This window comes from Taibaiella lutea, from assembly GCF_008629695.1.
Classification (GTDB): Bacteria; Bacteroidota; Bacteroidia; order Chitinophagales; family Chitinophagaceae; genus Taibaiella; species Taibaiella lutea.
Genome location: NZ_VWSH01000003.1, coordinates 132,494 through 158,299, shown reverse-complemented (window position 1 = coordinate 158,299; position 25,806 = coordinate 132,494). Strand labels below are relative to the sequence as shown.

General features: G+C 38.3%; 19 protein-coding genes and 1 other RNA gene. 14 read left to right on the top strand and 6 right to left on the bottom strand.

The window, feature by feature from the left end; genetic code table 11:
* Window positions 1-31: 31 nt before the first annotated feature.
* On the bottom strand, window positions 32-2,260 hold the full coding sequence (locus tag F0919_RS11825; RefSeq protein WP_150032976.1) for a TonB-dependent receptor plug domain-containing protein: 2,229 nt from the start codon (window positions 2,258-2,260) through the stop codon (window positions 32-34).
* Between the two features lie 177 nt (window positions 2,261-2,437).
* Between F0919_RS11825 and F0919_RS11820 the strand changes: the two genes are divergently transcribed.
* From F0919_RS11820 to F0919_RS11765, 12 genes are all read left to right on the top strand, one after another.
* Window positions 2,438-3,061: an alpha/beta hydrolase gene (locus F0919_RS11820; RefSeq protein ID WP_190277370.1), complete on the top strand. Its 624-nt coding sequence runs from the start codon at window positions 2,438-2,440 to the stop codon at window positions 3,059-3,061.
* Window positions 3,062-3,075: 14 nt separating this feature from the next.
* A complete protein-coding gene (locus tag F0919_RS11815) occupies window positions 3,076-5,109 on the top strand; it encodes a thioredoxin domain-containing protein (protein WP_150032974.1) in 2,034 nt (677 codons plus the stop codon).
* 543 nt (window positions 5,110-5,652) lie between these two features.
* A complete protein-coding gene (gene porK, locus F0919_RS11810; protein WP_190277369.1) occupies window positions 5,653-6,933 on the top strand; it encodes a T9SS ring complex lipoprotein PorK/GldK in 1,281 nt (426 codons plus the stop codon).
* Between the two features lie 70 nt (window positions 6,934-7,003).
* Entirely contained in the window at window positions 7,004-7,843 is an 840-nt protein-coding gene (porL, locus tag F0919_RS11805; protein WP_150032972.1) for a type IX secretion system motor protein PorL/GldL, read from the top strand.
* A 113-nt stretch (window positions 7,844-7,956) separates the two neighbouring features.
* Window positions 7,957-9,498: a type IX secretion system motor protein PorM/GldM gene (gene porM / locus F0919_RS11800; RefSeq protein ID WP_150032971.1), complete on the top strand. Its 1,542-nt coding sequence runs from the start codon at window positions 7,957-7,959 to the stop codon at window positions 9,496-9,498.
* 28 nt (window positions 9,499-9,526) lie between these two features.
* Window positions 9,527-10,432, top strand: a complete 906-nt coding sequence (gene porN, locus F0919_RS11795) for a type IX secretion system ring subunit PorN/GldN (RefSeq protein ID WP_190277368.1) — start codon at window positions 9,527-9,529, stop codon at window positions 10,430-10,432.
* A gap of 127 nt (window positions 10,433-10,559) precedes the next feature.
* Window positions 10,560-12,245 (top strand): M20/M25/M40 family metallo-hydrolase, encoded by a 1,686-nt coding sequence (locus F0919_RS11790; protein ID WP_150032969.1) that lies wholly within the window; start codon window positions 10,560-10,562, stop codon window positions 12,243-12,245.
* Window positions 12,246-12,351: 106 nt separating this feature from the next.
* Window positions 12,352-13,230: a transglutaminase-like domain-containing protein gene (locus F0919_RS11785; protein ID WP_190277367.1), complete on the top strand. Its 879-nt coding sequence runs from the start codon at window positions 12,352-12,354 to the stop codon at window positions 13,228-13,230.
* Between the two features lie 96 nt (window positions 13,231-13,326).
* An RNA gene (gene ffs / locus F0919_RS11780) (signal recognition particle sRNA small type) lies at window positions 13,327-13,425 on the top strand.
* 88 nt (window positions 13,426-13,513) lie between these two features.
* Complete coding sequence (gene fsa / locus F0919_RS11775) at window positions 13,514-14,164, top strand: fructose-6-phosphate aldolase (protein ID WP_150032967.1); 651 nt, start codon at window positions 13,514-13,516, stop codon at window positions 14,162-14,164.
* A 131-nt stretch (window positions 14,165-14,295) separates the two neighbouring features.
* Complete coding sequence (locus tag F0919_RS11770) at window positions 14,296-15,066, top strand: ABC transporter ATP-binding protein (protein WP_150032966.1); 771 nt, start codon at window positions 14,296-14,298, stop codon at window positions 15,064-15,066.
* A gap of 1 nt (window position 15,067) precedes the next feature.
* Window positions 15,068-15,313 carry a VF530 family protein gene (locus F0919_RS11765; RefSeq protein WP_150032965.1) on the top strand — a complete coding sequence of 82 codons (246 nt, stop codon included), beginning with the start codon at window positions 15,068-15,070 and terminating at the stop codon, window positions 15,311-15,313.
* A 57-nt stretch (window positions 15,314-15,370) separates the two neighbouring features.
* Here the strand turns inward: F0919_RS11765 and F0919_RS18775 are convergent, their stop codons facing one another.
* Both F0919_RS18775 and F0919_RS11755 read right to left on the bottom strand, forming a co-directional pair.
* Window positions 15,371-17,203: a PKD domain-containing protein gene (locus tag F0919_RS18775; protein ID WP_150032964.1), complete on the bottom strand. Its 1,833-nt coding sequence runs from the start codon at window positions 17,201-17,203 to the stop codon at window positions 15,371-15,373.
* Between the two features lie 236 nt (window positions 17,204-17,439).
* Window positions 17,440-19,164: a DUF7619 domain-containing protein gene (locus F0919_RS11755; protein ID WP_150032963.1), complete on the bottom strand. Its 1,725-nt coding sequence runs from the start codon at window positions 19,162-19,164 to the stop codon at window positions 17,440-17,442.
* Between the two features lie 289 nt (window positions 19,165-19,453).
* Between F0919_RS11755 and pruA the strand changes: the two genes are divergently transcribed.
* Window positions 19,454-21,079, top strand: coding sequence for an L-glutamate gamma-semialdehyde dehydrogenase (pruA, locus tag F0919_RS11750; RefSeq protein ID WP_150032962.1), 1,626 nt, complete (start codon window positions 19,454-19,456; stop codon window positions 21,077-21,079).
* Window positions 21,080-21,406: 327 nt separating this feature from the next.
* On the opposite strand, the gene F0919_RS11745 is transcribed toward pruA, so the two are convergent.
* Together F0919_RS11745 and F0919_RS11740 are read right to left on the bottom strand one after the other, a co-directional pair.
* Window positions 21,407-21,736, bottom strand: coding sequence for a phosphoribosylpyrophosphate synthetase (locus F0919_RS11745; RefSeq protein WP_150032961.1), 330 nt, complete (start codon window positions 21,734-21,736; stop codon window positions 21,407-21,409).
* 143 nt (window positions 21,737-21,879) lie between these two features.
* Window positions 21,880-22,398, bottom strand: coding sequence for a Dps family protein (locus F0919_RS11740; RefSeq protein ID WP_150032960.1), 519 nt, complete (start codon window positions 22,396-22,398; stop codon window positions 21,880-21,882).
* Window positions 22,399-23,013: 615 nt separating this feature from the next.
* Here F0919_RS11740 and F0919_RS11735 point away from each other — a divergent pair.
* Complete coding sequence (locus F0919_RS11735; protein WP_150032959.1) at window positions 23,014-23,409, top strand: hypothetical protein; 396 nt, start codon at window positions 23,014-23,016, stop codon at window positions 23,407-23,409.
* 86 nt (window positions 23,410-23,495) lie between these two features.
* On the opposite strand, the gene F0919_RS11730 is transcribed toward F0919_RS11735, so the two are convergent.
* Window positions 23,496-25,646, bottom strand: a complete 2,151-nt coding sequence (locus tag F0919_RS11730) for a S46 family peptidase (protein ID WP_150032958.1) — start codon at window positions 25,644-25,646, stop codon at window positions 23,496-23,498.
* Window positions 25,647-25,806: the final 160 nt, after the last annotated feature.

Sequence of the window (25,806 nt, the reverse complement as noted above, 5' to 3'; positions counted from 1 at the left end):
ATACGGGTTAGTGAGAATGATGATGCCGCTATCATTTTAGTGTATATCTCAAGCCGGCAAAGCCCCTTATGCCTTGTAAGGGCGCATAATTATATTCTGTATCAAAAGTATAACCGTTCGGATTATTAACGGCATCATTAACGTGTTTATCAAATGGGTCAAAAGGCCTCATATAAGTATCTTTAGGCACGAAATTCAGTATGTTTTTTATACCTGCATACACTTCCCACTTGGTGTCAATTTTCTTGCTGAATTGAATATTTGCCAGGCAAAATACTGGTGAATATTCCGGTCTGTAGTCATTTCGCTGTATGGGTAATCGCATAGGACCGTTTATTTGTCCGCTAAGGTCAATAACAATCTGTTTGGGTAATGTATAACTAAAGGAAAAATTACCTGACCATTTCGGAGCAAATAATTGTTCTGTTTTAATGTTGTCTTTATTCTTTTGATAAACATCCATATAGTTTACACCGATTCTTACATTTAATGGGATACTGAAAGTTGCATCTGTATTGATTGTAAGCCCCCTTGATATAGCTCGTCCATCAATGTTTTTGTAAATTATTTTATCAGGATCAGTATCAAAATCACCGATTATTTTATTGGTAAAAAGGCTGTAAAAAGCCAATACATCTATATTCACAAATCCGCCACCAATAAATGTTGTATGCGAATAATTGAGGTTGCTGTTATAAGATTTTTCAGGAGCTAAGGCTTCCGCAATTTCTACTTTTCTTGCACCCGTAAGCGCGGCATGATCCTCTGTAAATATGTTCACTACCCGGAAGCCTTTGCCAAAGCTTGCTCTAAACGTATTGCTATTATCAGGTGACCATTTATAAGCGAGTCGTGGTGAATGAATGCCTTTTAAAATCGGGTCATAATCCAGCCTGTATCCTAAATACAGATCATGCTTTGATGCAAAATGCCATTCATCCTGTATAAAAAGCCCTGTTAACGCAGTCGAATTTGGTTTGTCGCGGCCAGCTTCATTTGCAGTAGCAGGTGTATTATCGTTGTAATAAGTATATCTGAGAGAAGTGCCTATCGTGGCTTTATGTTGTCTGAGATTCTTTTCCCAATATATTTGCCCGAAAGCAACTTTTTGATTGCCTTGAAAAGATGTCTTGCCATAATAAGAATCCTGATTGTGGCCTATTACAGAGAATTGTGATATTATTTTTTCATTGACCGGCAATTGATACAGTCCTAATACTTCCCATCGGTTTGTATAAATGCTTTCTCCATAAATACTGTCGCTTCCACGCCATTGTTTGTCCCAGTTCATTTGACCGCCCCAGCGATCTTCGTACACATATCTTGCCGCTATACTGGCAATCCTGTCCTCATTTCTCAAAAAAGACCATTTATTGAAAATGGAAATCCGATTTTGCAAGGTCATATCGGTAAAGCCGTCCTTGTTATTGTCTTTCGGTTGTTGATAGTTGAAATAGTTAATGCCAAGCAACGATTGGATTTTATTATTGATTTTAAATTTAGAAGTGACATCTGTATTGACTTCGGCCCATGTTGTCGTCATTATGTCCAAATGAATAAAAGGCGTTTTCTGAGGATTTCTTGTTATAACATTAATCATACCACCCATCGCTTCACTACCATACATTGCTGCAGTAGGTCCTTTCACGATTTCAATTCTTTCTACCAGACTGTTAGGTATGCCACTTAAACCATAAACAGTTGAAAGTGCACTGACAACAGGCATTCCGTCAATAAGGATTAAAGTGTAGGGGCCTTCCATTCCATTGATATGGATATCGCCTGTATTACAGACGTTGCAGTTAAGCTGTGGCCTTACACCTGTTACCATACTCATAGCATCAAACAAAGAAGGTGTCGGATTTTTCAGGAAGAATGAAGGTGTATATAATTCCGTAGGAATAGCGCTGCTGCTACGTTTTACAGGACTGGAATTGCCTGTTATTACTACCTCTTCAAGTAAAGACCGGGAAAGCATTACTTCATTCTCCCGGTCTTTATATAGCATTTGTGTAATCGTATTGTATCCTTCTTTTGAAATAATAGCAACGCAGCTATCATAATCTAAAGATGTGAGAATATTGAATCTGCCTTGAGCATCTGTTATGAAAATACTATCAATCACATTCAGTCGGATAGAAATATCAGCAACTGCATTATGATTTGTTGTGTCTGTTATTCTTCCTTTGAATCTTGTCTGTGCGTATCCATTCAACGCTGTTATGTTGAGTATTAATAGTAATGTAAATCTTAATGACATTATTCTTTTTTCGCAAAGCTAAATATAATTTTAGATTAGTCTAAAATATTTTTACAAATTGGCTATTTATTATTTTAAGCTGCCCTCATTCATTAAACAGCTCATTTTTGTCTACATTTAGTTCTAGGGTGTAATGAAAAGGTAATAACGAATTATGATGAATATTTATTAAGCGGCTTGGGTGCTGATTACAGAGCTTTTCAGCGATTATATCTTTCCGGTTATAATCTTGTATTTATTGAATGGATCGCTTCTTTGAAGGATGAATCTTTATCTGATTACGCAAAGAGATTATTGCCTCAGATTAAAGATGAAAGACCTGTTTTAATCGGTTTGTCTTTTGGTGGAATGGTCGCTCTGGAGCTTTCAAAGCTTATAAAGCCGGCTGCGCTGATCTTAATTTCTTCGGCACGAAACAAAGACGATTTACATACATCCTTTCCTTGGCTAATGAAGTTTAATGTATTAAAGCTCCTTCCTGAATTTTTACTTAAAAGAAGCAATTTTATTCTTGAATATTTAATGGGTATCAATCGAAATGAAGACAGGAAAATATTAGCTGAAATTATTGCTGATACGAATGCTTCCTTTCTAATATGGGCATTAAGTGCAATGTCAAAATGGGAAAATCAGGCATTGCCGGAACATCTGATTGAAATTCATGGTACCGCGGACAGACTTATACCATTTCGCAGAACAAAATATATGAAGGCTATTGAAGGCGGCGGGCATTTAATGATTCTTAATAAAGCCGGCACCATTCAAAAGATTATCCTTGACTACCTTTACCACCTAAAGTAAAATCCATTTTTAATATGCCAAATAAGCTTCAGTTTGAATCAAGCCCTTATTTATTGCAACATGCCAACAACCCGGTAGATTGGTTTCCCTGGGGAGAAGATGCGTTTGAAAAAGCACGATTGGAACATAAGCCTGTATTGGTAAGCATCGGATATTCAGCTTGTCATTGGTGCCATGTTATGGAACATGAAAGCTTCGAAGACCCGGTAGTAGCGGATTTCATGAATAAGCACTTTGTAAACATAAAAGTAGACAGAGAAGAACATCCCGATGTGGATCATCTCTATATGGATGCATTGCAGGCCATGAGCGGGGCAGGGGGCTGGCCTTTGAATATGTTTGTCACTCCTGATAAAAAGCCATTTTATGGCGGTACTTATTTTCCTCCTAAAGCCATGTATGGACGTTCTTCATGGATGGAGCTTTTACAGGCTTTGCATCTTGCCTGGCAAGAAAAACAGGAGGAAATTGAATTGCAATCCAATCAAATGATCGCCCATCTGAAGCAAGCTTCTATTGTTTCTTTAAATGTTTCAGAACGACATATTACTGAAAAGGAAACAGCGCTTGCCGCAAATAATTTGTTGCAACAAGCTGATGCTGTATGGGGAGGATTTGGCGCAGCTCCTAAGTTTCCGGCAACGGGCTCTATTCAGTATTTGTTGGAATTTTCTCATTATCATAAAGAAAGTGCGATTGCCTCAAATGCCTTATCTCAGGCATTACTGAGTCTGGATAAGATGATAGAAGGTGGTATTTATGACCAGATTGGCGGAGGCTTTTCACGCTATGCTACTGATAGGGAATGGCTGGTGCCACATTTTGAAAAGATGCTTTATGACAATGCTTTGTTGATTTCGGTATTGAGCCAGGCATATAAAATTACAGGAAAGGAAAGGTATAAAAAAGTTATTATTGAAACTATTGATTTTTGTAACCGGGAATTGAAGGATGATAAATCCGGAGGATTCTATTGTGCGCTGGATGCGGATTCTGAAGGTGTGGAAGGTAAATATTATACCTGGACATGGGCGCAGTGGAATGAAATTTTGCCGGATGCACATTCCGCTTTGCTTGCTTATTTTGGTGTTTCAAAAGAGGGTAATTGGGAAGAAACCAATATTCTGAATGTGGCGGAAAGCAAGGATGCAATCCTCGCAAAATTTAATATGGAAGAAGAGGAGTGGGAGAGAATTTATAAAGATGCAAAAGGCAAATTGTTTTATAAAAGGCAGGAAAGGATACGTCCCGGAACAGACGATAAAATATTATTATCATGGAATGCACTGATGAATATTGCATTGGTGGATGCGGGATTGGCTTTGAATGAAACACATTATATCCGCGAAGCCGAAAGACATATGGATTGGATGTTACAAGCATTTAAGATAGAGGACAAAGAAGGTTTGGCGCATGTTTTTAAAAATGGCAAGGCTACTATTCCCTCAAAGCTGGACGATTATGCTTATTTAGTAAAAGCCTTGACAACACTGGCTTCTGCAATGGTTAAGCCGGAATATATTGTAGAGGCAAATAAATGGCTGCAATTTGTTGAAACGCATTTTCTCACTGAAGACCACACTTTCTATTATTTTTCATCTGATATTCAGAAAGATATACCTGTGAGAAAAGTAGAGTTATATGACGGCGCAACACCATCTGCCAATGCCGTTTTAATGGAGCAATTGGCAATTCTTGGTAATCTTATGGAATCGGGAAAATGGCTGGAACAAAGTGAAGGAATGATGCTCGCCCAATTGCAATCTTCCTTAAGATATCCATCTTCTTTTGCAAGATGGGCTGTTCAGATGCAGCGGTATCAAAAAGGATTGAAACAGGTATTGATTTGCGGAAAGGATGCCAATCTCAAACTAGAAGAATGGCGGGCATATTTTCATCCTGAAGCCTATACTTTGGCAACGAAACAGGAGGAACGGGATATTATTGCTACAAAAGGAAAATTACAGGAAGATAAGACTTTGATTTATCTGTGTAAAGATTTTGCGTGCCGGATGCCTGTAAGTGAAATCGACGATTTGAAATTATAACTATTAAGGAATTTGAGTCCGTGAAATAATTTGATAATGTGCTTATGAATTTCTTTTTTAAATAAAAAATGGAAGAACAGTTGGATTGCAGAAAAAAAATTCTTTATTTAGCCCTTCTTTTCACATCTGAATGTGGAGAAAGAAAAAAATTTTAACGGTATTGTTGCATTTTCAAAAATTTATTTGAATATTGTGACCCATTGCAAAGAAATTGGTTCTGAAGCAATAAGATTAAACCTGTTTAGTATAAACGAATAACATTAAATATTATTGTAGCGGGCGTGATAAATAGGAAATGGAAGGGATGCTGCCTGATAAAGATTAAGAACAACGAAGGAAATTGAAATTTTTACGACAAAGCATTTGTTTTTAAAAAGAATGATTATCTTTCGAGCAGAATTGAATAAGCTTATTACAGGATTTACAAGAAATATGTAATTCAAAATTTACAAGGTTTCGGTATTCTGATTGATATAAAATAAAAAGGAAGGCTGAAAATCCAACCAAATGTTTGAAGCAATAACAATGACAAAAAACACAAAGATGAAACAACTCTCCCTGAGTATTGCCACAGTGGCGATGGCTATGTTTGCAGCAAGTTGTGGGCAGCCTACTTCGCAAGGTCAGTTAGTAGGCGACTATAGCAACAGAACTAATTACAGGGCTCCTGCACCGGTTGGAATGGTTTATGTAAATTCCGGTGTGATGAAATCAGGATATAGCGATCAGGATATTGAGAATTCTTTGGATGCGCCTGTGAGAACCTATAATATGGTTGGTTTTTACATGGATGCTACTGAGATTACCAATGCTGAATATCGTCAGTTTACCAACTGGGTTCGTGACTCTATTGCAAAAACTACATTAGGGGAGTTTAAAGATAACGAAGATGGTACTCAACAAATCGATTGGTCCACTAAAGTAAAATGGAGCGATGCGGATGTGCAAGACCAACTGGCCGGCATGTATATTGATGCGTCTCAAACGGGAACCGGTAAGAAGGAATTGGACGTAAAAAAATATATGTATGTAGTGCGTCAGTTCGACTTGACCGCTTCTATTATGAATCCGGGACAACCTCGTTCTACGTTCGATACAAAACAAACTGTTGCTGTTTATCCGGATACTACTGTTTGGGTGAAGCAATTTGCTTACTCTAACAATGAACCTATTGCCCGTCAATATAACTGGTTCTCCGCTTTTGATGAATATCCAGTTGTAGGTGTTAACTGGATTCAGGCAAATGCATTCTGTAACTGGCGTACACAATTATGGAAAGGTGCCCGCGAAAGCAGAAAATTATACTTTGAAGGTGAATTCAGCTTACCTGACGAAAGTCAATGGGAGTGGGCAGCTCGTGGTGGCCGCCAATTATCTCCATTTCCTTGGGGCGGACCTTATGCTCAGAACCAAAAAGGTTGTTACTTAGCAAACTTCAAACCTGACCGCGGAGATTATTCTGCTGATGGTGGTCTTTACACAGTACGTGCAAATGCATACTGGCCTAATGACTACGGTTTATATAATATGTCAGGTAACGTTGCAGAATGGACACGCTCTATTTACTCTCAAGGTGGATATAGTGTTAACATGACCGCAGACATCAATCCTGATATCAGAGCAAAACTTAATGAAACTGATCCTACATGGCAACGCAGAGTTGTTGTAAAAGGTGGTAGCTGGAGAGATCCTTTGCCTTACTTAAATGTAAGCAACAGAGATTATGAATATGCAGATACTGCAAAAGCATATATCGGCTTCCGTTGTATTTACACTCAGGTAGCAGGTGCTTTAACTAACGAACCGGGAAGAGCTTCAAGATAGTTTATCATTAGTGGCGTGGACTTTATAAAAAATTAATTCAATCAATCAATCGTAAAATCAATTTTTGAAAATGGGCTCAATATCTTTGTTTTTTGAAACCAAGCAAGGTAAATATCTTAAAAATCTTATCATCGGTGTAGGTGCGGGTGTCGTATTATTAGGTGCGCTTTTTAAATTACAACACTGGCCAGGTGCAGGTTTGATGTTGACAGTTGGTATGTGTACAGAAGCATTTATCTTTTGTTTATTAGGTATTTTGCCTCCTCATAAAGATTACTATTGGGAACGTTATTATCCTAATCTGGATGAGAACCCACATGTAGAAGCTTACAAGAAAGGTGTGAAATTTACACCTCCTACAGCAGCAATCGGTTCTTCTGCTTCAAGCAGCAACACTACTGCTCATATGGATAAAATGTTAGAAGAAGCTAATTTGAATCCGGCTAATTTGAAACGTTTAAGTGATAATTTCCAAAGCTTCAATACTACTGTAAATCAAATGAAAGATATTACAGATGTTACAGCTGCAACCGGTTCTTATTCTCAAAGCGCTCGTGAAGCTGCAGATGCTTTAGGTCAGATGAAAGATACTTTCATCGGTGCTACAAGTACAATGCAATCTTTCAACAATGCTGCTGACAGTACTGCCCAATTCCACGATCAGGTACAGGTTCTATCAAGAAATCTTGGTTCATTAAATCAGATTTATGAAGTAGAATTACAAGATGCTAACAATCACTTGAAAGCAATGAATAAATTCTATAGCAATTTGGTGAATGCTTCTGATGCAATGGCTTCAAGTGCTACAGATGCAGTAAATGCAAAAGAGCAAATTGCTATGTTATCTAAGAATCTGACTCAATTGAACAGTATTTATGGTAATATGCTGAGCGCAATGCAAGGACGCTAATAAAAAGCACAATTATTTTTATTCATTAAATAGCAATCGGATATAATTTCAGGTGGTTGACGCTTTGTTATAATCCTTGTTAAAGATTTAAACAATAAGAAAAAGTTTAAAGGATGGCTTTACCTAAAGATCCCCGGCAGTTGATGATCAACCTCATGTATTTGGTGTTGACAGCAATGCTTGCCCTAAATATTACAAAAGAAGTACTTACCGCTTTCCAGACTATTAATACAAGTATTGAAAAATCAATTACTTCAATTGATGGTAAAAATCAGCAGTTTTATAAAACATTTGATGATTTAGCTAAAGATCCTGAAACTAAAGAAAGAGCTGAAAAGCCAAGAGAAAAGGCTTTGCTTGTTAAAGCTGAAGCTGAAAAGATGATGGCATATCTGGATGGTCTTTCTAAAATGGTAGTTGAAAAATCCGGCGGTTATGAGACAGGAAGTAATGGTAAGCAAGAATTGAAAGGGTTGGATAATATCGATGTTTCAACAAAGCTTTTTGTTGAAGAAAAAGAAGGCGCTACCTTACGTAAAAAATTAGAAGATTATAAAGCGTTTTTAATTAACCAGATTGATAATCCTACTGCAAAAGCAAGTTTACAAGCAGATTTACCAATCCAATTAACTGACCTTGAAAAGAGCGATGAAAATCCGACAGGGGATTGGTCATTCGGAACATTCCACAATATTCCGGTTGTAGCTACTATTGCAATGTTGTCTAAATTTAAGAATGACGTAAAGAACTCTGAATCTGTAGTAGTAGAAAATCTATTGAGACAAGTGGATGCGGCAGTATTGAAATTTGATAACGTTATTGCTGTGGCAACTCCTAAAACCAGCTATGCATTAGTAGGACAGGAAATTGAAGCAACTATTATACTTGCCGCCTATAACAAGACTATGGTAACAAATATGGGACCAGGTGTTCAGGTTAAAGATGGTGTTGGTACAATGAAGTTTCAAGCTGCTGGTGTTGGTATGCAAACCAGAAAAGGAGCAATTACAGTACCTTTGAATGGAAAAATGGAAAGTTTCCCTTACGAATTCAATTACATGGTTGGTACAGCAGGAGCATCTCTTCAACTGGATAAAATGAATGTAATGTATATCGGAGTTGATAATCCGATTACACTATCAGCATCAGGTTATAATATTGAAGATGTATCATTGTCAGTTCCTGGCGCTAATCTGTCTACAACCGGTAAAGGTCATTATATTGCTAATGTTACAACTGTTGGCAAGCTTCAATGGGCAATTATGGGTAAATCCCGTACCGGAGGTGCAACGGCCAAAATTGGTGGTGGTGAAATTCGTGTGAAGTTGATTCCTGACCCTACCGCTACTGTGGGTAATAAGGTTAGTGGTCTTATTAATGCCGCTGTTTTCAAAGCTCAACCAGGTGTTATTGCTAAATTGGAAAACTTCGATTTTGAAACACAATTTAAAGTTACTGCCTTTAGATTTATGTACGCACCAAGAGTAGGCGATTTGCAGGTAATTGATGTTAACGGTAACAGATTTAACGAGGCTTGCCAAGCAGTTATGCAAAGAGCAAGACCTGGTGATAGAGTTTTCTTTGAAAGTATTAAAGCAGTTGGGCCTGATAAAAAAGTCCGCTCTATTAACCCGATTGTTCTAACTTTAAATTAATTGATCTCTTTATAATAAACTAATGAAGATGAATATCTTGAAAAAATATAGTTTTGCTGCAAGCATTGTGTTGTGTTCCGGCGCGGTTTTTGCACAAGGACCTGGCACAGTTGATCCTGCATCAACGACTCCAAACACTGATGCTGTAAATGCTTATTGGAAACCTTCTCTGGTAAAGGACGGAGCAATTGACGCTGTCCCTCACGTTAACAGATCATTGGATCAGACTTCAATCAGAGAAATTGATGTTGCATGGAAAAGAAGAGTTTGGCGTGTGATTGATGTTAGGCAAAAGCAAAACCAGGCATTTATCTTTGAAGGTGACGAGTATTCTGGTGGTGGTGCGTTTATTGAGATCTTAATTGATGCTGTAAGAAAAGGGAAAGTAAATGCTTACAGTAACATCGATGACAGGTTTACTACTGCATTGGATATGCCGAGCCTTGAAAAACAAATAGGTGGAACTACAGATACGATAGAAGTACCTAATATCGAAACCGGTGAAATGGAATTGAAAGTGATTCATAAAGAATTTGACATCAACTCCGTTACTCAATATCGTATTAAAGAAGACTGGATTTTTGACAGAAACTTAGGTCGTATGGTTGTTCGTATCGTGGGAATTGCACCTATGGTCGATATCAAAAGTGAAAGCACAGGGTTATATGTTGGTTCATCTCCGATGTTCTGGTTGAACTATGACCAATTAAGAAAATTATTGGTTAACTATGAAGTTTACAACCCACAAAATGATGTACACAGAATGTCTTGGGCAGATTATTTTGATGGCAGATACTTTGCAAGTTATGTGATTAAATCTACTGCTGATAATCCTGACGGAAGAACCTTTGAAAAAGGACTTAGAGGTTTAGAACAAGGCGGTGAAGTAACAGAGACTTTGCGTGAAAAAGATGATGACATGTGGTCACGTTAATCCCACACAATATATTTTTAGTAAAGAGCCGGAACTTCCGGCTCTTTTTTTATTAAATCTTAGCAATGTTTTTCCCTAAATTTGTTTCGGTTTTCCCCTTAATTTATTTAACCTTAATTATATTTTAATGAGCCTTTTTCTTCGGGTATTTCTTCTTTCCTTTTTATGTACAGCATATAGCTTTCAGGTGGAAGCTCAGATATGGAAAAAAGTTATTCCGGGAAAAGACCCCGCTGCAGATACAAAACTGGAGAATGAAGCCGTCGATAAGCAATTGCACGCCGATATAAATTATCTGGCTTCTGATGCATTGGAAGGAAGATTGACCGGTACCAATGGCGAAATGCTGGCCGGTACATATATTCAAAAGCGAATGGCTCAAATTGGCTTGCTCCCTTATGGAAAATCCTATAACCGGTCTTTTAAATTTGAAAGAGGTTCGGAGCTTTCTCCTGAAGTAAGATTCAGTATCAATAACCGTTTTATATCTGTTCCGGAAGATGCCTTTCCTGCCAGTTACTCTATTGGAGGAAAAGATGAAAATTATGTTTTGCCTGATAGTAAAGAAGCCGGCAGTCCCTGGATTATTCCGTTATATGAAACTGAGAATGATGCAAAAAATCCTAACTATAACTGGGAGGCAGAATCCTATAAAAAGGCAAAAACAGCAGCAGAACGTGGAGCAACCTCTGTTTTGTTTTATGATAACTATGGCGGCAAATTTTTCCCGGCCTATAAAAAAGGAGTATTTGCGGGCGAACGTTTAAATATACCTGTGTTACTTGTAAGTAAGAAGATTTATGATTTGCATATTGCCAATATGAAAGTCATGCAGCCGATTTTGGTGAACATTGTGTATAAGAAATTATATAAATCAGGCACCAATGTAATGGGAATCATCAATAACAATGCTACACAAACTGTTATAATCGCTGCACATTATGACCATTTAGGAAATGGTACGGACTTCTTTGATACAAAAAGCAATTCAAAAGCAATTTATAATGGTGCTAACGACAATGCAAGTGGCGTAGCTGCAATGTTGGCCTTGGCAAATAAGCTGAAACAACAACCCGGTAAAAAATACAATTACTTATTCATAGCATTTTCGGCCGAGGAGTATGGTATGTTGGGTTCCCGCGCCTTTGTAGATGCTTCTGACTTTTCAAAAAGTGCTTTCGCTTACATGATCAACCTTAATATGGTAGGTCGTTTCGCTGCTATCAACCGATATCTCTGGGTTAACGGAGTTGGAAGTTCTTTGAGTTGGAATCCTGCTTTTACAGGCATTAAGTCTAATTTCAAGCTCATAAAAGATAGTGCTGCTGCAGTTTCTTCAGACGAATCTTCATTTTATAAAATTGGCCTGCCGGTTCTTTCTTTTTCATCGGGACCCGATCCTAATTATCATCAGGCCAGCGATGATGTACCTTCCTTAAACTTTATAGGGATTAGAGATGTTGTTGATTATGTTTTAGGAGTAACACAGGCAATGGAAGCTCAACCAACTCCTTTATTCGCTACTTATCAGGCAACAAAAATTGTTCAGGAAGAAAGCGGCAAAGTCAATTTCGGTGTTTTGCCAGATTATAATTTTAAGGATGTAGGAGTAAAGGTGGATGGTTTAATTGGTGACATGCCTGCCGCTAAAGCAGGAATTTTGCAAGGTGATATTATTTTACAAATCGCCAATTTTAATATCACTGATATAGATTCTTACAAAAAGGCAATTGCCAATTTTAAAACCGGTGATCAGGTAAAAGTTAAATTAAAACGTGCCCGATCCATACTTGATTTTACGGTATTGTTTTAGTGAAAAATTTAAAGTAATCGGTTTTACAGCAGTAAGGTTTTCGGCAAAAACCGGGAATATTTGCTTTAAATCGAGTATTTTAGCATAATAAATGAATATTGATTGTATGCAGTTGAATAAGGAAATAACAGCTTTGCTTCATTTGGTTGATGACCCGGATACGGAGGTTTTTGAAACGGTAGCGAATCGACTATTGGGTTATGGCAAGGAAATTATTCCGAATTTGGAGCAATTGTGGGAAGCGACGGAAGATGAAAATGTTCAATACAGAATTGAACATCTGATTCATAGAGCATTGTTTACGGAGCTGCAACAAGAACTTGCCGCATGGGGAAAAGAAGAATTACCCTCTCTTTTTAAAGGAGCATTATTGCTTGCAAAGTATCGTTATCCCGATTTGAATACGCAGACATTTCTGAAACAATTAGATCAGATGCGGCGTAATATCTGGCTGGAACTCAATTCTTATCTTACTCCGCTGGAGCAAATCAATATTGTGAACAGCATTTTGTACAATTATTACAAATTGCAGGGACATGAGATTACAGAAAGAGATCCCAATCTTTTTTTTATTAACCATACGCTGGAAAGCAAGCAAGGCAATGCTTTTTCAATAGGGGTTATTTACCTGGCTTTATGTGAGTTGTTGGATATTCCCATTTTTGCAGTCGGCTTACCCCGCCAGTTTGTAATTGCATTTTTCGATACACAATACAGCTTTCTTACACCGGATACGGAACCTTTACAAACCATTCAGTTTTATATCGATCCTGTAAATGGTATGGTATATACGCAGAATGACGTAGAGATTTATCTGAAAAAAATAAAAGCAGGCCACGAAGAGCAATTTTTCCAGCCATTGTCTAATAAAGCTGTTATAGTAAGAATGTTGGAAGAGATGGCTTTGACTTATGAAAACACACAACAAGATGATAAATCGCAGGAAATGTATCAGTTAATTGCAGTTTTAAAGGAGCCGCAATGACTTTGAATTTATATTCGGAGATCATTAAAACCATCAATTATCGGAAAACTTCACAATTAAATTTTATTATCTCAAAAAGGGGGCGTACATTTGCCGCGGCAAGTCTTATACGACCAGCTCCTGCTGAACCTCCCCAGGGCAGGAATGCAGCAAGGATAAGCGGTTGAGCGGTGCGATATAAGTAACTTGCCATTTTTTATTTTCTTCTGTTGCTACAATCAAAAGAACAATATTATCTCCGACCCTTTCTCCTCTACAATAAGTAAAATAAGCAGAATCAAATATGAAATTCTTTATTGACACAGCCAATCTTGCCCAAATTCAGGAAGCACACGATTTAGGTATTCTTGATGGCGTAACAACCAATCCGTCGTTAATGGCCAAAGAAGGCATTAAAGGTCAGGATGCAATCATGAAACACTATAAAGATATCTGTGCTATTGTGGATGGCCCTGTAAGTGCGGAAGTGATTGCTACAGATTTCAAAGGAATGGTTGCCGAAGGCGAAAAGCTGGCTGCCTTGCATGATAATATCGTTGTGAAAATACCAATGATAAAAGAAGGCATCAAGGCAATCAAATATTTTTCCGATAACGAAATTCAAACCAATTGTACATTAGTATTCTCTGCCGGACAAGCTATTATGGCTGCAAAAGCAGGTGCAACAATGGTTTCTCCATTTATTGGCCGCATTGATGATGCTACCTGGGATGGCGTTGCCTTAATCAAGCAAATCGTAGATTTATACAATACACAAGGTTACATGACTGAAGTGCTTGCTGCCTCTATCCGTACGCCGTTACACATTGTTCAATGTGCTGAAGTAGGCGCCGACATTTGCACTTGTCCTTTAAGCTCTATCGTTGGTTTGTTGAACCACCCATTGACAGATATCGGGTTGGCAAAATTCCTGGAAGACGCTAAAAGCCTTTAATCAGATTAGAAATTATAAGAAGAACAACATTATTGCTTTTGCTATGTTATTCTTTACATTTGCGTATCACCTCAATGTGATACGCTTTTTTGTTTAGCTAAATGCAACCTGAAAAATAATAGCCGGCAATTATGATAGAAGTAAAAAACGTAGAGAAAAGTTTCGGAGACAAAAAGGTTTTGCAGGATGTAAGTTTCAAAATGGAAGCCGGCAAAACAAACCTGATTATCGGAACCAGCGGAAGTGGTAAAACAGTATTGATGAAGTGTATGATTGGATTGTTTCAGCCTGATGCAGGTCAGATTTTGTATGAAGGGCAGGACATTATACAGATGGAAGAAAAGGAAAAGAAAGAAGTGCGCCAGCAAATAGGCATGTTATTTCAGGGTTCCGCCTTATTCGATAGCAAAACAGTGCAGGATAATGTGATGTTTCCGCTCGATATGTTTACCACTCAACGTTACAGGGAAAAAATAAGAAGAGTACAGGAAGTTCTGGACAGGGTAAACCTTAAAGATTCAAACAAAAAGTTTCCGTCTGAAATAAGTGGCGGTATGAAGAAAAGGGTAGCCCTGGCAAGAGCCCTGGTACTGAATCCCAAATATCTTTTCTGTGATGAACCTAACTCAGGCCTCGACCCGCAAACATCTATGGTTATTGACCAGTTGATAAGTGAATTGACAAAGGAATATAATATCACAACCGTTATTAATACTCATGATATGAATACGGTTATGGAAAGCGGCGACCATATTGTATATATGCATCAGGGCAAAAAACAATGGGAAGGCTCCAATAAAGACATTATTTTCAGTAAGGACGAATTATTAAACAATTTCATTTTTGCATCAGAGTTTTTAAGAGACGCAAAAGCAAAAAGAATGGAAGAAACAGAAAAGTAAGATGGTGACACAGGAAAATAACAGACAGGCATCCAATGACCCGCTACATGGCAAAACGCTTAAAATGATACTCGATTATCTGTTGGAATACTATGGCGGCTGGGAGCAATTAGGCATTAATATTCCAATCAATTGTTTTATCAATAAACCAAGCATGAACAGCAGCCTTAAATTTTTACGCAAAACAGATTGGGCACGTAAAAAAGTAGAGAATTTATATCTTGATATTCTGGAAGATTACAGATAAAACTAAAAGCCATCTCAAATTTAGAGATGGCTTTTATCATACTTACTTTTACCAAAATTATTGCTTCACAAGCTTCATAGAACGGGAACTATCGTTACCGCTAATCAATAGGTAATAGATACCTGCATTCATTTCAGAAACATCCACCTTATTGATGCCGTTTTTCAGGCTGATTTCTTTAATCAGCTGACCTACTGCATTCATGATTTTAACCTCGTTGAAAAGACCGTTTTGATTATCAATAGTAAATGAATTCTTTGCAGGATTCGGATAGATTTTCAGGCCGTCCTTTTCACTCACTTTTGTAATGCCAGTTGTATTCTTTGGTTTAATCTCATCATTTGTTTGTTCAAAGTCAATAGCTGAAACATGTGCTTGTGACGCTGTTACGTTAATCGTGTTATATGGTGTAGTGGCATAATTGATTGCTTCAGGATATACGCTGTAAGTACCTGTCGGAATGTTGGAGAACGAATAGTCACCCTCTGCATTCGTAAAGGCAAGCGCAATTAACTGATTATTGTTGCCTCTTAAATAAACAAGCATACCTTCTACACCAGTGCCTGTTCCTTTTCCTGCACCTGCACTGATATTACCACCAATGAATCCCGGGCCGGAAGTTACTGTACCGCTTTGCATATTGATATTTCTGTCGGTACTTATATTTCCGGTATGGTTAATAGTATTTGCATTAGTCCAGTAAACGCTTGCGTCGTGATATGTTGGTAACCAACCTGTCGTTCCCGCTGTTTGTCCCTGAACAGCCGCCTTAACCAAATAATCTCCTGCCGGAACATTGTCAAACTGATAATGTGTGCCGGAAAAAGGTGTGAACAATAAGGCAACAGAATCTACGGCAGTCAATGTATTGGCATTTGCATCATGTACGATAAGCCATACTTTTACGTCTGAAGTAAAACCTCCCGGATTGTTGTAAGCTGTATCGCCCCAGATGTATCCGTCAATATAATTGGTCAGATTGGTAACAGTAACGCTATTTGTTGCTGTTTTAGTGCACAATACCTGATTGCCTGAACTGTCCACCCATTCATAAGTAAGTGTAACGCTGTAAGTTCCGGTGCTTGTATAATTGTGGGTAGGGCTGGCTGTATAAGTATTCGGGTAATTGAAAGTTGAAGTTGTACCGTCTCCAAAGTCCCAGCTTCCCTGATACATAGTTCCGGGTACATTCTGGTTGCCCGAAGAAGTATTGGTAAACTGAACAAGAGAATTGTTTACAGTACTTGTAAAACCTGCAGTCGCGCTGCTGCAATTAAAAGTAGATGAAAAATAATTGACAGCTTGTGCGTTAGTGTAACTACATCCGCCACCTGTGCTTGTAAGCGTTACAGTATAATTTCCGCCTGTTGAATAAGTATGCGTTACAGGATTGCCTGAACCCGTATTGCCATCACCAAAATCCCATGAATAAGTCATACCTGATGTACCTGCAGGATTGGTAGCAGTGAAAGTATAAGAACCGCTGCCGTTGTTTTGTGTAGCTACCGTTGAGGCACAAGCTGAACCGCTTATAGTTACTACTTGTGTTTCTACATCACTACAAACAATGGTATTTCCGCTTGAACTACTGTCGTACGTTTGGATGCTTACGGTAACGTTATAGGTGCCGGAGTTAGCGTAATTATGGCTTGTGGAAGGAGAACCCGTACCAAAATATTGCACCGCACTTCCGTCTCCGTAATTAATAGTACACATACTATAAGTATTGGAACCAGAGCTGGAGCTTGAGCTATTGTAGAAATCCACATTCCATATGTTATTGCCATTTGGGTTTGCCTGCCAGCCAAAAGCTGCATTGCAGGTTTGGGCATTTAATGCCGTTGTTCCTGCTGTTATAAAGCACAGAAGGAGAAAGAAAATCTTTTTCATAAGGTTGTTGTTTTTTAATGATTTGTGAGAATATACCTAAGAGGTCAAAAAATTAAAATACCCTTATCCGGAAGGAAAATAAAATTCTGAACTATACATCGCGCATCTGTTTACTTTGAATTATTTTACTGCTTTTATACTAATTCAGATATTTAAATTTAAAGGCATGGCACATAAGGAATGGGGTAGCTTTTGGCCACCCCATTTATTTTTGTATGAAAACAATGGACCATAAATTACAGTTTCACAAACTTTATAGAACGCGCGCCATTATTTCCGTTAATGATCAAGTAATAAATACCTGCATTCATTGCTGACACATCTACTTTATTAATCCCATTTTTTAAGGCTACTTCCTTAATCACCTGACCAATTGCGTTAAATATTTTTACCTGATTGAAAAGCCCGTCTTTATTTTCAATAGTTACCATACTCTTTGCAGGATTAGGATAGATTTTTAATCCGTCATATTTGCCAACTTCTTTGATTCCGTTAGGAATCGGAATTTTATTGGAAACTGTATTTGTTACAATAGCAGGATTAATGTCAAAAAAGACATGAGCCGTGTTTTTCACTTCACTGCCTGCAACCAGATTGCTTTTTGCTTTTGCCCTATACATCACAAATCCCTTATTGCCATCAGGATGGTCTTTGTCTTCAAGATTGATATTGTTAAATTCAAATTTTACAATTTTGGTTGTACCGTAATCAAACAAATCGGTATTGACATGATGGGAACTTGCAATAATTTCAAAAGAGCTCGGATCAACGTTAGCCGAAAGCGTATCAACGATGTGAATATTGAAAGCAGTATCGTTTCCAAGGTTTTCAAAATTGATTGTATAGGTTAATAGTTGTCCTGCGGCAATATCTCCCATAGGAGAAACTTTTTTCTCATTAGGGTCATAAGATGCATGAATGGTATCGCAGAAAGTGTAAGTGTTGTTCGCTACATTTATATCTCCTGCAATTGGAGTAATTGATACTGTATGACATGAAGTATCGCCGGGTGTTAATGTATCAGCAGGGTGAAGTATTACAGAAATATGTGGATAATTATTGCCGGAAAGGTTGGTTAGATTCCATGTAACAGTTTGTCCGTTGACGCTTGCAGGAGTTAAAGATGCAGTGTAATAAGTATATTGTGGATCGATATTCAATGTTACTGTCCCATTTTGTGGCGTACACGATAGATTGCCGGTAGTGATGGTTAAAGAAGAATTATTGACAAACCTGAGATAACCCGACATATACACAAATAGATCCGGAGAAGCTGTTGCGTTACATTCATAAGCATAATCCATATTGTTATTCAAACCATTAAGTGTATCTAACCTTACTTTATAGGGACTGTTAACACCCGGGCAAACTTGTTGATAATCTGACGTATTTAATGGATGAAAGCTAAATTCAGATGTGAAATCTACTTGAGGAATGCTATAATGATATTGTGAATTTGCAACAAAAGTATCAATCGGTATATTGTTTTTCCTAACCTCTATCTTTTGAAAAATATTAAGAAGATTGTCAGTGCCAGGGTCAAAAGCACAATTTGCATCATTTCGTTTGTAAACTTTACCCATAACAGAATGACAAAATGCATTTATGGTTAATTGACTACTATCAACCGGATCTCCGTTAGCATCGAACAAAACAGCGATGGCTGTATATATTCCCGGCAGTAAATAAGTATGGGAAGGATAAAATATTGCACTTGGAGGAAGACCTGTAGAAAAAATTATTTGTGGATTTATTGATGTCCCATCGCCCCAATATATGGTTATATCCATGGCGTTATCCGCATTGGTAACTGAACCGTAAACGCGTATCAAATGTTCAGGAGTATTCGATAAACAACTGTCGCCGCTATGAATAAAGGAAGTAAAGGATGGACTTTGCGCAAAGTTGGTTAATGTTATAAACATTAACATCGGAATGAAACAAAATAATTTCTTTGTCATGATGCTTGGTGGTTAAATGATGACTTAATTGATGGTAATTGAAGAGCTGAATTGTTTTACCGGTTACCTGTAAATACGAATATATGATGAAAAATGATGCTGTTTGATTCGTTTTTGAGAACGGGGCTTTTTTCTTGATAACGTAGGATTTAAGGCAATTTTATGGTTTGATGGTGCAGGCAACAACTTTATAGACATTCCGAATACCCGATTTGTTTCGCCCTATTCTTCCCTTCCATAATTAATATTTATCTTTGCGCTTCCAAAATCTTAAAACAATTTCTTACAAATGAATAACGGATATTTTTATTTTGCCGAGCCGAAAAATGAACCGGTTCGCAGTTATGCACCGGGTTCGGAAGATGCAAAACAATTGAAAGCTGCTTTAGCTGAATTGAAAGCGCAGCAAAGAGACATTCCGATGTATATCAACGGACAGGAAGTACGCAGTGGTAACACAAAAGAAATCCGTCCGCCTCATGAATTGGCGCATGTATTGGGTCAGTTTCATGCCGGCGATGAAAGCCATGTGAAAGATGCGATTGCTGCTGCACTTGCTGCAAGAGAAAGCTGGGCAAATACAAGCTGGGAACATCGTGCTGCCGTTTTTATGAAAGCCGCCGAATTACTGGCAAACAAATATCGTTTCAGGATGAATGCTGCTACGATGTTGGGACAAAGTAAAAATGCATTTCAGGCCGAGATTGACAGCGCATGTGAATTGATAGATTTCCTGCGTTTCAATGTTCACTTCTTAAGCCAGATTTACAGCCAGCAACCTATTTCTCCTGAAGGTTTCAACAACCGTATGGAATACCGCGCATTGGAAGGTTTCGTATTGGCCGTTACGCCTTTCAACTTTACAGCGATTGGCGGTAACTTACCTACCTCTGCCGCCATGTGCGGAAACGTAGTAGTTTGGAAACCTGCCAACACACAAATTTATTCTGCTTCTGTTTTCATGGAAATACTGAAAGAAGCAGGATTGCCTGATGGCGTTATCAACCTGGTATATACAAGCGGACCAGTAGTTGGCGATATCTGTTTTGCGCATCCTGATTTTGCAGGTGTACACTTCACAGGTTCTACAGGTGTGTTCCAGCAAATGTGGAAGACCATCGGTAATAACATTGCGAAATACAAAACTTATCCACGCATTGTAGGTGAAACCGGTGGTAAGGATTTCATCTTTGCGCATCCTTCTGCTAATGTAGATTCAGTAGTTGCCAATATGGTTCGTGGCGCTTTTGAATATCAGGGGCAAAAATGTTCTGCTGCTTCAAGAGTTTATTTGCCATCCAATATTGCCGAAGAAGCAAAAACCAAGTTCATTGCCGAATTGAAGACATTGAAAATGGGTGTCGTTGATGATTTCAGCAATTTCATCAATGCAGTTATCGACGAAAAATCTTTTGATGGCTTAGTGAAATACATTGATGGCGTGAAGGGTAGTGCAGATGCCGAAATTATTCACGGTGGTTCTTACGACAAGTCAAAAGGTTATTTCATCGAGCCGACAGTAATCGAAGCAAAAACGCCGGATTATGTTACGATGTGCGATGAATTATTCGGACCGGTATTGACTATCCACGTTTATGATGCCGATAATTGGGAAGGTATCTTAGACAAAGTTGACCATACATCAGGTTACGCATTAACGGGAGCTATCTTTGCACAAGACCGCAACGTTATTGAATTCCTGACTAAGAAATTAGTAAATGCAGCAGGTAATTTCTATATCAACGATAAGCCGACCGGCGCAGTAGTGGGCCAGCAACCTTTTGGCGGAGCAAGAGCTTCCGGTACGAATGATAAAGCAGGTTCTATCCTGAACTTATTCCGTTGGTTGAGCGCACGTACTATCAAAGAAACTTATGTTCCGGTAACGAATTATCGTTATCCTTTTCATCAATAAGGCTTTGTTTACATTATAAAAAAGGAGAGGCACAACACCATGTGCCTCTCTTATTATTATTACCCCGTCATCTCGACCGGAATAAAAATCACGCAGCGACAGCAAGTGATTTTTATGGAGCGGAGAGATCTCCCAAGCGTTGAGTTAACTCAGCCCCGGGAGATCTCTCCGCTTCGTGTTTTAATTCCGCTATCGCTTCATTAAAACACTCGGGTCGAGATGACGAGATGAAGGGGGAAGGGATGATGAGCCATAATATGTTTCCTGAAAATAGATAAAGCCGCAAAATATATGCGGCTCCACCTATTCTTAACAAAAGACTACGGTTTAATGCGTAGCCAGTTTCTTTATCATCTTATCTGATATCGGGTCGGAATACACCCCGAAAGCATTCATGAGGATACCCTTTACATCATGTGTTCCCGATGAAATAGCGTAAACGATGTTCTCATCGCCCGGGTCTGTTGCCCCTTCAAAACGGAACATCATATCAATATTGAAATCCTCAGGATTCAGTCTCTTCTGACCTCCGTCGTAACTTATGCAATCATTATCAAGATTGAAATCATAAGTATATCCCTTCGATTCCAGCCATGCCATAGCTTCCGTCACGGTTGCAAATCTCGGGTGTTCGTTCATATCTTGTATATCTGCCATTGTCTTAGTTTTAGGTAATGATAATTTAAATGGTTTAATTGTTCTATGGTTTAATTGTTTTTCATCCTTTATAATCAAATGCAAATGGTTCGCACATCAAGAAAGCAATTTTTGCAATTCAACAATAAAACAACCTTATTGTTTTATCTTTTAGCGGTAGCCCGCAGCATCCAGGCCATTGTTTCATGTTGTTCTACCAATCCCGTAATGAAATCTGCGCTGCCCGCATCTTTATATTTATCCTGAAACTTTTCAATATCAGAACGTAAACGCCTTATAATAGTTTCATGGTCATCCAGTAATTCCTGCAACATGCTTTCAGCAGTATTGGCCTTGTCTTCATTTTCCAGCAAAGAGGCTTCTTTCAGGTAATGCTTCATCGAACCTAAAGCATAATGTCCCAGTTTTCTTACACGTTCGGCAACTTCATCAATGATAAGCGCAAGCTGATTGTATTGTTTCTCAAAAAAGAGATGCAGGTCATGGAATTGCGCCCCTTCCACATTCCAGTGAAATTTTCTTGTCTTGGTATAAAGAACAAATTCATCGGAAAGAAGTTTGTTCAACTCATCGGCTACTGATTGTTTGTTGGACTCCACAATGCCGATATTGGTTTCCTTACTTTCAGCAGTCGTGGCTTTTGTTTTGGTTGTTGTTGCCATGATTTAATGATTGGTTTTGATTGTTATTATAAATACAATTGTTTACACAAAAAGTTTAGAAAAACAGATTAGATAACATAGTAATTATATTTCCCAATTTACACATAAAATGTTGAAAAACAGCAATATTGCTACTGCTGTAAAATACAATATTTGTTAAAACAGAAGCAATAAGACGGAAGAATGGGATACTGGTTCAGAATCGGAAACCATATTTTTTATAATAGAAATTATATCATAATCAAAGTTATGATTCTGAAAGCCCATGGGGCCTCTAGAATATATACTATGTCTTCAGTTTAGTAATATTTCCCAGAAAAAGAGATATTATTACCGTAAGTAATGCATTCTTTTTAATACTGTTGCAAATGTGCTTAAGCCAAAGAAAGTAAAGCATATCACTTTACTTATACTCAAGGTACAATAAATGGGCGATTTCAATGCACTGCTAAAAGTGATGAATATGTATCTGAATACAAAAAAAATAGAGGATAAAAATCGCCATTTAAGAGGAATTTATTGTGATTGTCTGCCTGATAAATTATTATTAAATGATTTTTTAGTGCCTTGTTTAGCCTATATAAATTTTCTTACATTGCAGAAAATTTTAAAAAAATGAAGACATTCTTATTTGTATTAATAGTATCAATAGTATCAATATTTATTTTTTCTTGCTCGAAAAAGGAGGAACCAAAAGTTGAAACATTTACTTATTCTGTAGAAGGTGTACATGATCTAACAATGTCATCCAAAGATAGTATTTCAATGCCAATATCAATTTCTCGTTTAACAGGAACAGCAGAAGAAGTAAAAATGCAAGTGAGGGGTGTCTTATCAACGCATATTGTGCTTGAAAACTCATACATTGTTGGAACTCCTGACTTCGCAACTAGCATTGGATTTCATGCAGCTAATGCACCTGTTGGAGAAATATATCAGTTGGCATTAGAATTTAAAAGTGCTTCAACTGAAGCTAAAATTTATAATTTTAGTTTGAAAGTGGTACCTTAAATAATTATTCATTTGGTTGAGATAAATAATCAAAATACAAGCGTCCGACACCTTAAGGTGTCGGACGCTTGTATTTTGATTATTTATTACTGAACTACCATTTCATTAATCAGATTCTGCGCACCACCATACTTATCAATCAACCACATTACAAAACGTATATCAACCACTATCGTCTTCTTATACTTTTTGTCGAAAGCAATATCGCCGCTCATGGCTTCCCAGTTGCCGTCAAACGCAAGGCCTAACAAAGAACCGTTTGCATTGATAACAGGGCTTCCGCTATTACCACCGGTGATGTCATTATTGGTAAGGAAACATGTTACCAGTTCACCTTTTTCATTTGCATAGCGGCCATAGTCCTTATTCTTGCAAAGCGTTAAGAAATCATCCGGAAGGCCGAACTCATAATCATTAGGTTTGTATTTAGCCAGAAGGCCATCAATCGTTGTATAATAATCGTAATTAACGGCATCCTGCGGGCGGTACCCGCCAACGGTTCCGTAAGAAATACGCATCGTGCTGTTTGCATCAGGATAGAACATTTTTCCTTTGTTCATTTCCATCAGTCCTTTGATATAAGTTTTAGCTAACTCGCCTTTGTTCTTGTTGAACGCATCAACGATAGGTTTGTAATTATCATTGTAATTCTTGGTGAAGCTAAGCGCGTACTGAATGGCCGGGTCAGCATTCATTTTATCCAGTGAAGGATTGCTGCAGAAGTTTTCAAACTTAACATCATCCAATAAGAAAGTATTCAGGAAAGTATAGTTTGCAAAGTCATTGAAAGTCTTGGTCCAGTCATTGCTTCCAAACTGCTTGAAAATGAATTTCTGGAAGATGTCCGGTTGCTGGCTTTGAGGTATATCCTTGTAATACATCTCTGCCGTGCGTGCAAATATTTCCTGCTCCGGAGCCGCCACAAACTCTTTCATGGTTTCTTTACGTGCTTTCTTCAAAGCCTGTACTGCATTGGAAATAGCAATAGGCGTAGATTTTTTATCAGACAACAATTGATACAAGGTATCTGTTTTTGAAGCAAGGGCCGCCAATGCAGAACCTTTGAAGCATTCTGTGAAATAAATGCTTTGCTTGGCATAAGGCTTGTAATCCACATAAAGCTTGCTGAATCTTGACATCAGTCCGTTATAATCACTGTTGTTAGCTTTCGCCCAATCAGTGAAATTGGTTTCCTGTTGCTGCTTTTCGTCAATAACATTCAGTCTCTTCAACTGTTCTGTCTGCCCTATGAAATACTTCCAGTAATTGGCAATCTTGGCGTAAGTAGAAGCAAGCTTCAGGTTAACGCCCGCATCTTTGCGCATATAACCACGCATAATAGTAAGGCGCATATCGCGTATCTTAACGATAGAAGGATTCAGCTCATTGATCGATAAGTCAACACCATAAGATGTTTCATAACGATTGGTTCGGCCGGGATAACCCATAATCATCGTATAGTCCGCTTCCTTCACACCGCCGATGCTTACAGGCAAAAATTTCTTTGGCTTATAGGGTACATTGGTTTTGGAGAAAGCTGCAGGATTATTATTGGCATCCGCATATACGCGGAACATAGAGAAATCGGCAGTATGACGTGGCCACATCCAGTTGTCCGTATCACCGCCATATTTACCCAAAGCCTTTGGCGGCGTACCTACCAGACGAACATCGGTATAAATCTGATACACCAGCAGGATGTATTGATTGCCGTTGAAATAAGGCGTAACAACAGCAGTATATTTACCGTTTTCAGCAGCCTTCTTTTCCAGAGCATCTTTCATCTTGTCAAATGACTTTTTCTTCTTATCCTCGGTAGTGCCGACGTTCGCTTTGTTCATGTCATTAGTGACATCTTCCATGCGTACCAGGAACTTTACGGTAAGGCCGGGAGCAGGAATTTCTTCGTCCATGCGCTTGGCCCAGAAACCATTTTCCAGATAGTTGTGTTCTACTGTGCTGACATCGGCAATGCTTCCGTAACCACAGTGATGGTTTGTAATCAACAGGCCGGATGCAGAAATCATTTCCGCAGTACATCCGCCGCCAAACTGAACGATGGCATCTTTAAGGCTGGAATGATTGGCATTGTACAAATCATCTGCAGTAAGCTTCAGGCCTAATCGCTGCATTTCTTCATAGTTCTTCCCGATCAGCATCGGAATCCACATACCTTCATCAGCTTTCAACCCAAAAAAGGTCATTGTGGCGATGAAACTCAATAGAATTTTCTTCATAAAAGTTGTGTTGTTTTATTATTTAAAAATGTTTCGTATGTGTTTAGGTTGTTAACCTCCCCTCATTCCCCTCCAAAGGAGGGGAATGAGGGGAGGTTAAATAGCTTTTTTCCCGCGTCCCCTTCCCCTTTGGGGTAACCGATAGGTTACGAGCGAAGCT

Bases quoted from the DNA above. Each gene is read 5' to 3' on its own strand.
- F0919_RS11745 (WP_150032961.1), bottom strand. From the start codon at position 21,736: ATGGCAGATATACAAGATATGAACGAACACCCGAGATTTGCAACCGTG.
- porM (WP_150032971.1), top strand. From the start codon at position 7,957: ATGGCTTTACCTAAAGATCCCCGGCAGTTGATGATCAACCTCATGTAT.
- F0919_RS11735 (WP_150032959.1), top strand. From the start codon at position 23,014: ATGAAGACATTCTTATTTGTATTAATAGTATCAATAGTATCAATATTT.
- F0919_RS11825 (WP_150032976.1), bottom strand. From the start codon at position 2,260: ATGTCATTAAGATTTACATTACTATTAATACTCAACATAACAGCGTTG.
- F0919_RS11770 (WP_150032966.1), top strand. From the start codon at position 14,296: ATGATAGAAGTAAAAAACGTAGAGAAAAGTTTCGGAGACAAAAAGGTT.
- F0919_RS11755 (WP_150032963.1), bottom strand. From the start codon at position 19,164: ATGACAAAGAAATTATTTTGTTTCATTCCGATGTTAATGTTTATAACA.
- F0919_RS11785 (WP_190277367.1), top strand. From the start codon at position 12,352: ATGCAGTTGAATAAGGAAATAACAGCTTTGCTTCATTTGGTTGATGAC.
- F0919_RS18775 (WP_150032964.1), bottom strand. From the start codon at position 17,203: ATGAAAAAGATTTTCTTTCTCCTTCTGTGCTTTATAACAGCAGGAACA.
- porK (WP_190277369.1), top strand. From the start codon at position 5,653: ATGAAACAACTCTCCCTGAGTATTGCCACAGTGGCGATGGCTATGTTT.
- F0919_RS11730 (WP_150032958.1), bottom strand. From the start codon at position 25,646: ATGAAGAAAATTCTATTGAGTTTCATCGCCACAATGACCTTTTTTGGG.
- pruA (WP_150032962.1), top strand. From the start codon at position 19,454: ATGAATAACGGATATTTTTATTTTGCCGAGCCGAAAAATGAACCGGTT.
- F0919_RS11815 (WP_150032974.1), top strand. From the start codon at position 3,076: ATGCCAAATAAGCTTCAGTTTGAATCAAGCCCTTATTTATTGCAACAT.
- porL (WP_150032972.1), top strand. From the start codon at position 7,004: ATGGGCTCAATATCTTTGTTTTTTGAAACCAAGCAAGGTAAATATCTT.
- porN (WP_190277368.1), top strand. From the start codon at position 9,527: ATGAATATCTTGAAAAAATATAGTTTTGCTGCAAGCATTGTGTTGTGT.
- F0919_RS11740 (WP_150032960.1), bottom strand. From the start codon at position 22,398: ATGGCAACAACAACCAAAACAAAAGCCACGACTGCTGAAAGTAAGGAA.
- F0919_RS11790 (WP_150032969.1), top strand. From the start codon at position 10,560: ATGAGCCTTTTTCTTCGGGTATTTCTTCTTTCCTTTTTATGTACAGCA.
- fsa (WP_150032967.1), top strand. From the start codon at position 13,514: ATGAAATTCTTTATTGACACAGCCAATCTTGCCCAAATTCAGGAAGCA.
- F0919_RS11765 (WP_150032965.1), top strand. From the start codon at position 15,068: ATGGTGACACAGGAAAATAACAGACAGGCATCCAATGACCCGCTACAT.